This window comes from Paenibacillus sp. cl141a (assembly GCF_900109305.1).
GTDB classification, from domain to species: Bacteria; Bacillota; Bacilli; order Paenibacillales; family Paenibacillaceae; genus Paenibacillus_AQ; species Paenibacillus_AQ lautus_A.
Map to the genome: position 1 here is coordinate 423784 of NZ_FNZO01000002.1, position 12834 is coordinate 436617.

The 12834-nt window shown below is 49.4% G+C and carries 9 protein-coding genes; all 9 read left to right on the forward strand.

Annotated features, from left to right (window positions below):
• The first annotated feature begins 1 nt into the window (after position 1).
• The 9 genes from BMX45_RS07105 to glnA all read left to right on the forward strand — a co-directional run bounded on the left by BMX45_RS07105 (position 2) and on the right by glnA (position 12786).
• Positions 2 to 1456 carry a sensor histidine kinase gene (locus BMX45_RS07105; RefSeq protein ID WP_090909084.1) on the forward strand — a complete coding sequence of 485 codons (1455 nt, stop codon included), beginning with the start codon at positions 2 to 4 and terminating at the stop codon, positions 1454 to 1456.
• A 52-nt stretch (positions 1457 to 1508) separates the two neighbouring features.
• Positions 1509 to 2459: a 4-hydroxy-3-methylbut-2-enyl diphosphate reductase gene (locus tag BMX45_RS07110; protein ID WP_090909537.1), complete on the forward strand. Its 951-nt coding sequence runs from the start codon at positions 1509 to 1511 to the stop codon at positions 2457 to 2459.
• A gap of 252 nt (positions 2460 to 2711) precedes the next feature.
• Positions 2712 to 3668 carry an ABC transporter permease gene (locus BMX45_RS07115; RefSeq protein WP_090909085.1) on the forward strand — a complete coding sequence of 319 codons (957 nt, stop codon included), beginning with the start codon at positions 2712 to 2714 and terminating at the stop codon, positions 3666 to 3668.
• Between the two features lie 31 nt (positions 3669 to 3699).
• Positions 3700 to 4596: a carbohydrate ABC transporter permease gene (locus BMX45_RS07120; protein WP_090909086.1), complete on the forward strand. Its 897-nt coding sequence runs from the start codon at positions 3700 to 3702 to the stop codon at positions 4594 to 4596.
• Positions 4597 to 4675: 79 nt separating this feature from the next.
• Positions 4676 to 6340 carry an extracellular solute-binding protein gene (locus BMX45_RS07125; protein ID WP_090909087.1) on the forward strand — a complete coding sequence of 555 codons (1665 nt, stop codon included), beginning with the start codon at positions 4676 to 4678 and terminating at the stop codon, positions 6338 to 6340.
• Positions 6341 to 6419: 79 nt separating this feature from the next.
• Positions 6420 to 7994 carry a helix-turn-helix domain-containing protein gene (locus BMX45_RS07130; protein WP_090909538.1) on the forward strand — a complete coding sequence of 525 codons (1575 nt, stop codon included), beginning with the start codon at positions 6420 to 6422 and terminating at the stop codon, positions 7992 to 7994.
• Positions 7995 to 8032: 38 nt separating this feature from the next.
• Positions 8033 to 9823: a sensor histidine kinase gene (locus BMX45_RS07135; RefSeq protein ID WP_090909088.1), complete on the forward strand. Its 1791-nt coding sequence runs from the start codon at positions 8033 to 8035 to the stop codon at positions 9821 to 9823.
• 185 nt (positions 9824 to 10008) lie between these two features.
• Complete coding sequence (gene aroF, locus BMX45_RS07140) at positions 10009 to 11064, forward strand: 3-deoxy-7-phosphoheptulonate synthase (protein ID WP_090909089.1); 1056 nt, start codon at positions 10009 to 10011, stop codon at positions 11062 to 11064.
• 297 nt (positions 11065 to 11361) lie between these two features.
• Positions 11362 to 12786 carry a type I glutamate--ammonia ligase gene (glnA, locus tag BMX45_RS07145; RefSeq protein ID WP_090909090.1) on the forward strand — a complete coding sequence of 475 codons (1425 nt, stop codon included), beginning with the start codon at positions 11362 to 11364 and terminating at the stop codon, positions 12784 to 12786.
• Positions 12787 to 12834: the final 48 nt, after the last annotated feature.

A 12834-nucleotide genomic window follows, 5' to 3' on the forward strand; every position in this document is an offset into this window, starting at 1 on the left:
CATGTCCATTCGGTTAAGACTGACAGCATGGTATACCGGCATTTTGTTCGTGACACTGCTGATATTCAGCTCGGCGGTGTATGGGTTTGTCCATTTGTATACGTATGAGGAGTTAAAGCAGCGGATTGAGCAGCAAGCTCAAAAAATAGGTTTTACGCAAGGGGCCGTGGAAGTGCTGCCTAATAGATCTTCCGCAATCAGCTTAGAGGAAGCGGATCTGTATGTGCAGACCTATACATTTTACAATGGGAAATTATGGCAATCCCAGAATATGGCTTTTAGTGGTATCCAATTTGAAGTACCTTCAGTAGAGAAAGCGTTAAATTCAACTAAGCATGCGTTTAAGCGTGTTACGGTGAATGGAAATTCGTTCTTGGTATTTGAAAATCAGGTTGTGGAGACAAACTCAGGGAAATTATTCGGTTGGATACAAGTCGGAGCAAACACGCGCACCATCGAGCAAACCCTGGACAGACTCCAATCCATCCTCATCATGGGCTCGGCAGCGACACTCGTGATCGCATCAACATTAGGTTTATTCCTGGCCCGGAAATCCATGAAACCAATCGGCAAGGTCACGGAGGCAGCGGAGCAGATCCAAAAAGGCACCGACCTTAGCGTACGGATCGAATACGACGGGCCTCAGGACGAGATCGGTCAGTTGATCGGCACGTTTAACGGGATGCTTGAGAGGACGGAGAGCTTCTATAAAGAGCTCGAGGATGCCTATGCGGCACAGCGGCGCTTCGTATCGGACGCTTCCCATGAACTTCGCACCCCGCTGACCACCATCCGGGGGAATGTGGATCTCCTGCAGAAGATGTGGACCGTAGCTCCCGGCGAGAGAGCAGATATGGACGAGGAAATGATCAAACAGATCTCGGTCGAAGCGGTAGGCGATATATCCGATGAAGCGAAGCGGATGAGCCGGCTGGTGAACGATATGCTGTCCTTGGCGCGGGCCGATACCGGGCAGACGTTTGAGCTGGACCCGGTGCCGCTCCAGCCGTTGGTTGAAGAGGTTGCACGGCGCGCTCATTTCCTGGAGAAAACCGCAGAGTGGCATGTCGGAGAGCTATCTGTCTTGAACGGTGTTTATGTGGAAGGAAATAAGGATTATTTACAGCAGATGCTGTTCATTTTTATCGAGAATGCGTTCAAGTACACGCCTGAGGGTGAGGTCAGTCTTGATGTTGTTCTGTACAAAGGTCAGGTGGGCTTGCGGATTTCGGATACGGGAATCGGTATGGATAAGGATGAGGTTCCGTTCATATTCGAACGCTTCTACCGCGCGGATCAGTCGAGAGGCATCACGAGCGGAACCGGACTTGGGCTGTCCATCGCCAAATGGATCATCGATGAACATAAGGGCTCTGTCGAGGTCGTTACCCGAAGAGGGGAAGGCAGCACCTTTATCGTCTGGCTCCCCGTCGTCTTTGCTCCTCCCCTGGAATAGGGTATAATAGACTAGATCGTTTATGTATTACAACGGAAAGCAGGTGGGGATCATCGAAGTCTTGAAAATATCACCGAGAGGTTATTGTTACGGTGTCGTCGACGCCATGGTCTTGGCGCGTCAGGCGGCGCAGAATCTGGATCTTCCTCGGCCTATTTATATATTGGGCATGATTGTGCATAACAGTCATGTCACGCAATCCTTTGAGGACGAAGGCATCATTACCCTGGACGGTCCGAATCGGATGGAAATCCTGGGCCAGGTGGAGAGCGGGACCGTTATTTTCACCGCACACGGAGTCTCTCCCGAAGTACGCAAGCTTGCGCGGGATAAAGGGTTGACCACGCTCGACGCCACTTGCCCGGATGTGACGAAAACCCATGATCTGATCCGGGATAAGGTAGCCGACGGATATGAGATCATTTACATCGGGAAGAAGGGGCATCCCGAGCCGGAAGGGGCGATCGGGATCGCACCGGAACACGTGCATCTGATCGAGAAGGAAGAAGAAATTGAACAGCTTCAGGTAAAAACATCCCGAATCATCATCACGAACCAGACCACGATGAGTCAATGGGACATCAAGCATATCATGAAGAGCCTGCTCGATAGATTCCCGGGAGCGGAGATTCATAATGAAATTTGCCTTGCAACGCAGGTGCGTCAGGAAGCGGTAGCCGAACAAGCCGGTCAGGCGGATTTAGTGATCGTGGTAGGAGATCCTCGCAGCAATAACTCGAACCGTCTTGCGCAGGTATCCGAAGAGATAGCAGGAGTACCGGCCCACCGCATTGGCGATGTGACGGAACTCAAGCGCGAATGGCTTGAAGGAGTAGGCAAAGTGGCAGTTACATCAGGGGCATCAACACCGACTCCGATTACGAAGGAAGTCATCGCCTATTTGGAACAGTATGAACATGATCAGCCGGAAACTTGGGAGATCAAGCGTACGGTGAATATGAGTAAATTGCTTCCGCCTGTTCGGGTGAAGAGCAAATCATAGTTAATGCCATCACAAGCTTATTTTTCAGACCCATCGCAATGATATTTGCGGTGGGTCTTTTTACGTTTATGGAAAGCGATCGCACCCATCATTTCACCCCCTCCCAAATATTCCATGACGTGTAAGCGTTTCAATTCTCGATTGAATACTATCATTTTTCGTTGAATAGGCAAATGTTTATATCCGATCGTTTATTCTACAATGTTAGACATCAGATAAACTTCATGGCATAGAACATACGGGGGGTTGGACATGGCGCAAATATCCGTAGAACAGAAACCTGTTCCGAAACGGAAGAAGGAAAGCTTATTGCTTCGCTTTGCTAAACAATGGGACATACAGTTAATGGTGCTTCCTGCACTGGCACTCGTTTTTGTGTTTAGTTACATACCGATGTACGGTATTTTAATGGCTTTCCAAGACTTTAACATTTTCAAGGGGATGGGCGACAGCCCGTGGGCCGGATTCAAGCATTTCGAAATGTTTTTTGAATCGCCGGAATTCATGACGGTCATGAGAAACACAATCGTCATCAGTTTGCTCAAGTTTCTTATTGGTTTCCCGGCACCGATTCTGCTGGCGCTTATGCTAAATGAAGTTCGGCATATGTTCTTCAAGAGACTGGTGCAAACGGTCAGTTATCTTCCGCACTTTCTGTCCTGGGTTATCGTTTCTGGCTTTGCGATTTCGCTCTTGTCAACGGATAACGGCAGCGTGAACATTTTGCTGCAGAAGCTGAATTTGATCGAAGAGCCGATCAACTTCCTGTCGCTACCGGAATATTTCTGGGGAATTCTCGTAACGACAGGGGTATGGAAAGAGATTGGGTTCTCCTCCATCGTATACTTGGCGGCGGTTGCCGGAGTTGACCCGCACATGTATGAAGCCGCTGACATGGATGGCGCAAGCAAATTCAGGCAGATCTTCACGATTACGCTTCCATCGATCATGCCGGTCGTCGTTATTTTCATGATTCTTGCCATAGGTAACTTGCTGACTGCAGGCTTCGAAGACATCTTGCTCTTGGCTAAGAACCCGGTATTGCGAGAGGTATCCGACGTTATCGACACATATGTCTATCGAATAGGCATCGAGAACTCCCGATTCTCATATGCAACGGCCGTAGGCTTGTTTAAAGCGGTGATCAGCGTCATGCTTCTGACGATTGCCAACTTGATTGCACGCAAATCAGGAAACAGCTTATGGTAAGAGATCATTATGAGGAAGGGAGCGGGTAATAGTGGTACGTCTAGCATTTGGCGACAAAGTGATGATGGTCATCATTTATATCTTCTTGGCATTCTTGGCCTTTGTAACGTTTTATCCGTTTTGGAACGGACTAGTCATATCCTTTAACTCAGGTTCAGATACGGCAATGGGGGGCGTTACCTTCTGGCCCCGTGATTTTACGCTTGAGAATTACGGCATCGTGTTTCAGGATAACCGGTTGCTGAATGGTTTCAAGATTTCGGTGCTTCGTACCGTGATCGGAACGATTTCCTCCATACTGGTAACCTCCATCTTCGCTTACGGGATGACCAAGCGGGAGCTGATCGGCCGCAAATACTACATGATTATGTGTATCGTAACGATGTATTTCGGCGGCGGCTTGATCCCGACGTTCATGCTCGTTCGCGGCTTGGGTCTGATGGATTCCTTCTGGGTGTTCATTATCCCGGGTTTGGTAAGCGTGTGGAACATGATCATCTTCCGGACATTCTTCAACGGTCTCCCAAGCGGTCTTGAAGAGTCCGCCAAAATCGACGGCTGCGGCAACTGGGGCATTTTCTTTAAGATCATACTGCCTCTGTCCGGTCCGGTCATCGCAACCTTATCGTTGTTTACGGCGGTTTCCCATTGGAATGAATGGTTCTTGCCGAGTATCTACATCAATAACGAGAACTTGCTTCCGATCCAGACCATGCTTCGTCAAATATTGAACTCCAATATTATGTCTGAACAGATGAGCAACCTGGATTCCGCTTCGCAGGCGGTGCTCTCCCGGATGCAAAGCGTAACCTCCAAGTCGTTGTCCATGGCAACCATGATGGTGGCAACGCTTCCGATTATTATGGTGTATCCATTCGTACAGAAGCACTTCGTTAAAGGTGTTCTGGTAGGTTCCCTGAAAGAGTAGGGAAAACAATGCGTGTTGTTTGAAGCCTTAAGCTTTAGACATAAATATCAAGTGTAAAAACGAAAGGGGAAATTAGAGAATGAGGTTGAGAAAGAAATCGCTGACCACGTCCATGACGGCTTTGCTTGCGGCAGCGCTGATGCTTTCTGCATGCGGCGGTGGAACCAAGACTGCTGATCCAGCGCCTGCGGGCGAAAACGGAACCAGCACGCCTCCAACGGAGGCATCCGACAAGTTTGTGCTTGGCGAAACTCCGCTTGAGTTCAGTTTCTACGGCCATTATAACGAGTACACCATGCCGCCATGGGGACAAGACGAATCTTCGAAATGGATTAAAGAGAACAAGAAGGTAACCGTCAACGCGATCCATTCGCAAGGTAACGCACAGCAAAAATTCAATACCATGATCGCGTCCACGGAGCTCCCGGACGTGATGTGGATGGACCGTGGTCCGGACGTAGAGAAGCTGCGTCAAGCCGATATGCTCGTACCTTTCGATGAATATCTCGATAAATATCCTAACCTGAAAGAGTGGATGGGCGACGAAGGTCTGAACATGCTTCGCTCTCCGGACGGCAAGCTGTATCAGTTCCCGAACTGGTATACGAACCAACCGAACGGTAATTCAGGTTATGTTGTAAACAAGAAGATCTACAAAGAGCTTGGCGAGCCTAAACTGGAAACGACGGATGATCTGTATGAATACCTGAAAGCCGTCAAAGCGAAATACGGCGATCAAGTGGTTCCTTATGAACCGCACGTACAAGGTCAAGGCATCGAGGTGCTGTACTCTGCATTTGCAGAAAACGCTCTGACTCGTTGGATCAGCATCCGCGGCGTGCCTAACGGCGATAAGCTGACTTCGATCTTTATGGATCCGATTTTCCGCGAGTCGATGCAGTATTCCGCGAAGCTGTTCCGCGAGAAATTGATTTCTCAGGATGCCATGACCCAAACGGCTGACCAAGTAAAAGAAAAAGTGAACACGGGACGCGTTGCTGTGTATGCCGCTTCGAGCCCGACGGAAAATGCAATGAACGCCCACGCTGAATTGATGGCGAAGGATCCGGAAGCCGGTTACTTCATGATCTGGCCGATTCACAAGGAAGGCCTGGACAAGAACAAGATCTTCCCAGGTACTTATACGCAATTGGGTTGGAACGTAAGCGTCATTACGAAATCCGCTAAAGATCCCGAAGCGATTTTCGCATTCTTGGATTGGTACACAGGTCCTGAAGGCCAAAGCGTTCTCATGTGGGGGCCGCCAGGAGGATATTGGGACGGATTTGAAGAGGATGGCGTAACACCGAAGTTCACCGAGAAATATGTAACGGATGCTGCCGGTCTCGGCAAGCTGCAAGCCATCACAACGAATCTTCACTGGAATGGTAACACCGTGTTTGTGGATACAGCGAAAGCGAAATACGAGAGCACGTTGCCGGAAGAGCAGCGCAACTGGTCCACTCGCTGGCAATATGAAATCACTTGGAAAACTCAAGCCAATGCTACGGAGTACATTAACCTCGATCCGGCTCCGGACAGCGAGGAAGGAATTATCCGTCAACGCGTAGAAGATATCTTTACGGAATCCAGAGCGAAAGCCCTGTACGCGAAGGATGATGCCGAAGTATTGGCAATCCTCGACAAGGCTGAGGCCGATGCTCAAGCTGCAGGATACGATAAGCTGCTTGCATTCAAAACAACGAAATGGCAAGAAAACGTTGCTAAAATGAAAGGCCAATAACTAATGTTTGCTTAAACCAAGAAGGGTATGCTGCTTATGCAGTATACCCTTATCGGAATTTATGGGGGAGATGATGCCCGTGTATAAAGTGCTGCTGGCAGACGACGAAATACTGGACCTAGAGGGCATGAAGAGCTTTATTCCATGGGAAGATCTCGGAATGAAAGTGATCGATTCGGTCAATAACGGCTTCGCTGCTTGCGAGGTGCTCGAAAGAGAGAAGATCGACATCCTCGTTACCGATGTACGCATGCCGAATATGACCGGGCTTGAGCTTGCTCAGCGGGCACTGAAACTGCAGGAGGAACTCCGGATTATCTTCGTAAGCGGTTACCAGGACTTTGGTTACGTAAAACAAGCGATTGCATTGAACGCATGCAGTTATGTGTTAAAGCCGATGGAGGATCAGGAGCTGATCGATGCATTAACGAAGGTGAGGATGGAACTGGATCGCCTACATGAACGCAAGGAGACGGAGGAAGCTTACCAGCAGATGATCCCCATCCTCAAAAATCAGTATCTCCTGCAAATCCTTCAGCGGCCCTATGACGGAGCCATCCTGGATATTATCAAGCGGGAGTACCGGCTGACAGAGCTTCACTGGCCGGTCTGCGTCATTCTGCTGGAGCTTGATAATGTGAGCACCTGGCGAACCGGCTCGCTCGATTCCGAGGAAAAGCGGAGTGCCATAGAGGAGTATTTCACGAGACTGCATAAACGGCTTGAACAGCGCGGCTTTGAATATATATGCAAGGTAACCGATCAGCGAACGGCCGTACTCCTTAACGGGGGCCGGGGCAAGGAAGAGATTCAAGCCCTGTTGGAGAAATTAAAACGGGAATATAACTATTCGATGACGGTCGGGGAAGGCAGGGCGGTCCATCAGCTGGAGCAGCTTCACACGTCGTACATGGAGGCTTTGGACGCGCTGGATTATAAGATGTTCCGGGGCAAGGGCAAATGGATCCTGTACAGCGAGGTGCCGACCGAGGACCGGGAAGACGTAAAAAGCCTCGACATCCGTCTGGATGCTTTATTTACAGCCATGACGGAGTATGATATCGTTCGTATCTATGACGAACTGGAAGCGATTCAACTGCTGGCATCCAGCATCCGATCCAAGTTCACCATACGCAATTTGGCCGTGTATATCATGGTGAAGCTGGAAGGACATCTGCAAGCGATGAACGAAGAGTTATATCGCATGGCAGGACTGGAGCTCAAAAATCTGGATATTCTGCTTCAATTCGAAACGATGGATGATATTTTCTCATGGCTCCGCATGAAGGCAATGGAAATTTCGGAAATGCTCAAGAACCGCAAATCAACCAAGAATGGCAGGCTGGTCGAAGAGATTATAGAGAATATCCAGGCCCGCATGCACGAGAATATTACGCTGCGGGATATGGCGAACCGGTTTTCTTTTTCACCGAATTATCTCGGGGTACTCTTCAAGGAAGAAACCGGGCACAACTTTAGCGATTATGTGATCAAGCTCCGCATGGAGCGCGCCAGGGATCTCCTCAAGACGACCAAGCTCAAAATATATGAAATTGCATCACAGACAGGTTATCAATATCTGCCTTATTTCAGCAGGCAGTTTAAGGAAATGTATGGAATGACGCCTCTGGAATACCGGCGCAAGCACTCGTAACTAGCAAAATTCAGATTAGATATGGGGTCAAACAGGCTATGGCGGGGAAATTCGAACGAATACGGGTCAAGATACCTTTCGGATACAAGTTAATGTTTTCGTACTGCGTATTTATCATTATACCGGTGCTGCTTGTCGGTCAGATAGCGAATCAGGTCTTCGTGAAGTCCACCCGAGAGCAGACGTATAACAACATTCAGGGCACGCTTCATCAGATGAGCGAGAACATATCGTATAAGATGGAGGACATGATCCGGATATCGGATATGCTTTATTTTGATACGACCTTTAACAGCCGTCTGCGTTTTACCGAAAGCGCTTGGATAAGCTATGACACCACGATCAACGTGCTGATTCCGAAGCTGGAGACCGCGGTAAGCACGGCGAACCGAAGGATCTGGTTATCGATCTACCTGCGCAATGACGACCTTAGGGAGATCTATGACAGTTATACGTATACAGACCCGCTGGACTCCAACAAACGTCTGTTTGATATTTATCAATATGACAGGCTGGAGGACCGCTCCTGGTATAAATTATATCCGAAGGAAGAGAATTACGGCGTAACCCTGCAGTGGAAACAGATTGAGGACGATGTGAGCAACGGACGCATATCCTTGCTGCGGCGGCTGGTGGATATCAGTTCGACCATCAAACCGCAGGAGATCGGGTTCATGCGGATGAACGTCAGTATGACGGACCTGTTTGAAAGCATGGATTACAAGAAGATCGGTGACGGGACCGCATTGTATTTATCGGATGCACAGGGTCGGGTCGTTCTTTCATCAGGGGGAATATCCACCAACGTTTTCAAGGAGAAGGAACTTCGCAAGAACGGGGACCTTCTGATTCGGAAGCCCATTCCCCAGCTCGGTTGGGATTTGATTGCCGTCGTGCCTGCTCAAATCGTGGAAAAGGACACGGTCAAAATACGTAATCTAACCTATCTGATCTGTCTGATCTGCATCGGCATCTTCTTCGTGGTCAGCATCGTGGTCTCCAGATATTTCAGCCGCCGGGTGTCCAAAATCGTATCCGTGCTGGACTCGTTCCAGGAAGGCGAATTCCATAAACGGGTATCCTTTAAGGGGAATGATGAATTTACGCATATTTCCTCTGCATTGAACGATATGGGCAGCAACATCGGCAAGCTGATCAATGAGGTGTATCTGGCCGACCTGCAGAAAAAGGAAGCGGAGCTGGAGTCGCTGCACGCGCAGATTAATCCGCATTTCTTATACAATACCCTATCCTCCATCAGCCGCCTCGCGCGGTTCGGGATGCTGGATAAGCTGCAGCGCATGGTAATGGACCTGGCGAAGTTTTATCGTTTGTCGCTCAACGACGGCCGGAACATCATATCCGTGAAGAATGAATTGGAACAGGCTCAAGCGTACGTGGACATTCAAAAGATTAAATACGACGACCGGATGCAGGTTACCTATGATTTTGAGCCCGAGGTGGTCCGGTATGAAACCGTGAAATTGATTTTGCAGCCGTTTATCGAGAATGTGCTCGAGCATGCGTGGACCGGAGACTATATTCATATCCGGATAACGGCCAGATTGCTGGAAGATGCTTTGGAATTCAAAATCATCGATAATGGCGTCGGTTTCCCGCCAGGCCGCGTGCTGGATAATACAGGGGGACAGGATCTGACCAATGCGGGTTACGGCATACGAAACGTAGATCAACGAATCAAGCTTCACTACGGCAGCGAGTACGGGGTCACGTTATTCAGCCGCGCCGGCATCGGGACAACGGTAAGAATTGTCATACCGCTGGTGAAGCGAACCGTAGCGGAAGGACGCAACAAAACGCTGATGTAACAGGCGAGGAATATCTCCCGATCGTGAAGGCCTGAAGAATGGGCTTGACGAGGGGAGATTTTTTCTGTATATTTACTTTATCGATTAAAAGCATAAAAGCTTAAAAGCGAACAAGTGCGAAAGTGATTATCCATGGATTGAAATCAAATTCGAAATTGGAATTCATTCAGAAAGAAGGTTTATTTATGATCGTCATTACATCCAATCAAATATCAGAGGAGCAAGTTCAGCATATCGTTACCGAAATTGAGAAGGAAGGGCTCCAGGCTCACGTATCGAAGGGGGCGGATCGCACGGTGATCGGCCTGATTGGCAGCGTGAACCCGAAGCTTGCGGAGCATCTTCGCCAAATGAAGGGCGTAGAGAATGTAGTTAAGATCTCCAAGTCCTACAAGCTTGCCAGCCGTGATTTCCATCCGGACGATACGGTGATCGATATTAAGGGAACCAAGATTGGCGGCGGCAATCTGGTTGTCATGGGCGGTCCATGTGCCGTTGAATCCGCGCAGCAGATTGATGAAATTGCGCAGCTGGTGAAAGCAGCAGGCGGACAAGTGCTAAGAGGGGGCGCATTTAAGCCTCGTACGGGGCCATACAGCTTTCAGGGCGTTGGCGTCGAAGGTCTGATCATGATGGCGGAAGCCGGGCAAAAGCATGGCCTGTTGACCATTACAGAGGTGATGACGCCCGAATACGTCGATATCTGCGCGGAGTACGCCGATATTCTGCAAGTGGGCACCCGCAACATGCAAAATTTCGATCTGCTTCGGAAACTTGGCACTTGCGGCAAACCGGTATTGCTGAAAAGAGGCTTCAGTGCAACTTATGACGAATTCCTGAACGCAGCGGAATACATCCTGGCCGGCGGCAATCCGAATGTCATGCTCTGCGAACGCGGAATCCGAACATTCGAAACTTATACCCGCAATACGCTGGATTTATCTGCCATTCCTGTTTTGCAAGGATTGAGCCACCTTCCGGTCATCTCTGACCCGAGTCACGGAACGGGCCGGCGCGAGCTGGTCGAACCGATGTCCAAGGCATCCGTCGCGGCCGGAGCCGACGGTCTTATCATTGAAATGCATACGGATCCGGACAATTCGATGACAGGCGACGGGGTCCAATCCCTGTTCCCGGACCAATTCGCCGCACTGCTTAAAGACTTGGAGAAGCTGGCTCCATTGGTAGGAAAGAGCTTTGCCACGACCAAAGCGCCTGCTTCCGAATTCGCGCGCGTATAACACGTGTTACCTGCTATAATAGTAAATTCGAGCACAGCGGCAGGAACACAATGAATGGCTTCGCCATCCCCTAATTTATAGTAGAAGGCATCTGCATCCTAACCGCAGGTGTCTTTTTGCTGCATTTACTTTAATTGGTTTTTCATGTCATGTAATATGACACCATTTTTAAAAATACCTTACATAGGTATTGACGTCAGGTTATCTCCCGGCATATAATGACGAAAAGAAATCGAAAGATTATGAACATTGTTAAGCTGTTTAAGTCTTAATGTTCGGAAATTGGGAGGAAGAGACATGTCGGTAGAGAAAGTATTGCAAACCATTAAAGAGAACAATATTGAGTGGGTCGATTTTCGTTTTGTAGACTTGTCGGGACGGGTGCATCACATTAGCTTGCCAGCTTCAGAAGTAGACGAAGAAACTTTCGTGAACGGGGTAGCGTTTGATGGATCTTCTATTCCAGGCTTCCGCGGCATTGAAGAATCGGATATGGTCATGATGCCTGATCCGGGGTCTTGCTATATTGATCCGTTTACAGCACATCCTACACTTAACATTATGAGCAACATCTATACTCCGGAAGGCGACGCTTATGAGCGTGATCCGCGCGGAATCGCGGCTCGTGCCGAGCAATACCTTCAAGAAGCCGGCATCGGAACAGCAGCCTTCTTCGCACCGGAATCCGAGTTCTTTCTGTTCGATGAAGTCCGCTATGAAAGCTCCATGAACAGCTCCAGCTACTTCGTAGACTCCGAGGAAGCCCAGTGGAATACGAACCGCAAGGAAGAAGGCGGCAACCTGGGATTCAAAGTAGGGGTTAAGGGCGGATATGTTCCTGTGGCGCCAGTGGATACTCAACAGGATATCCGCAGCGAAATGTGCCGTCTCCTCGACGAAGCTGGCCTTCGCGTTGAGCGTCACCACCATGAGGTGGCAACTGCCGGACAGGCCGAAATCAATTTCCGTTTCGATACATTGAAGAAAACAGCTGACAATTTGTTGATCTATAAATATATCGTGCATAACACAGCCCGCCAATACGGCAAAACGGCTACGTTCATGCCGAAGCCATTGTTCGGGGATAACGGTAGCGGCATGCACGTTCACCAATCCATTTTCGACGGCGACACTCCGCTGTTCTACGAAAAAGGCGCTTATGCGAACCTGAGTGAAACGGCGCTGCACTACATCGGCGGTATTCTGTACCATGCGCCTGCCTTGATCGCTTTGACGAATCCGAGCACCAACTCCTTCAAACGTCTGGTACCAGGCTATGAAGCACCGGTTAACCTCGTATTCTCCAAGGGCAACCGTTCTGCCGCAGTACGGATTCCGGTTGCTGCCGTAACGCCTAAAGGCTGCCGCATCGAGTTCCGCACACCGGACTCCACAGCGAACCCTTACCTTGCATTCTCAGCTATGCTGATGGCCGGTCTGGACGGGATCAAGCGTAAAATCGATCCTACCGCGCTCGGTTACGGGCCATTCGATAAAAACATTTACGAATTGTCCGACGCCGAGAAGAAGGAAATCCGCAGCGTACCGGGTTCCCTGGACGAGGCATTGGATGCACTTCAAGCAGACTACGAGTTCTTGACAGAAGGCGGCGTATTCACACAAGAATTCCTCGAGAACTTCATCGACTTCAAGCGTGCCGAAGCCAAAGCGGTTAACATCCGCGTTCATCCGCACGAGTACTCCCTGTACTACGATATCTAATAAACAGGATTATTAAAGAGCCTGGGGCATGATGCCCCAGGCTCTTTT

What these genes read in the sequence shown, in the direction of transcription:
- BMX45_RS07105 (WP_090909084.1), top strand. Translation starts at nt 2, where the DNA reads ATGTCCATTCGGTTAAGACTGACAGCATGGTATACCGGCATTTTGTTC.
- BMX45_RS07115 (WP_090909085.1), top strand. Translation starts at nt 2,712, where the DNA reads ATGGCGCAAATATCCGTAGAACAGAAACCTGTTCCGAAACGGAAGAAG.
- BMX45_RS07125 (WP_090909087.1), top strand. Translation starts at nt 4,676, where the DNA reads ATGAGGTTGAGAAAGAAATCGCTGACCACGTCCATGACGGCTTTGCTT.
- BMX45_RS07135 (WP_090909088.1), top strand. Translation starts at nt 8,033, where the DNA reads ATGGCGGGGAAATTCGAACGAATACGGGTCAAGATACCTTTCGGATAC.
- aroF (WP_090909089.1), top strand. Translation starts at nt 10,009, where the DNA reads ATGATCGTCATTACATCCAATCAAATATCAGAGGAGCAAGTTCAGCAT.
- glnA (WP_090909090.1), top strand. Translation starts at nt 11,362, where the DNA reads ATGTCGGTAGAGAAAGTATTGCAAACCATTAAAGAGAACAATATTGAG.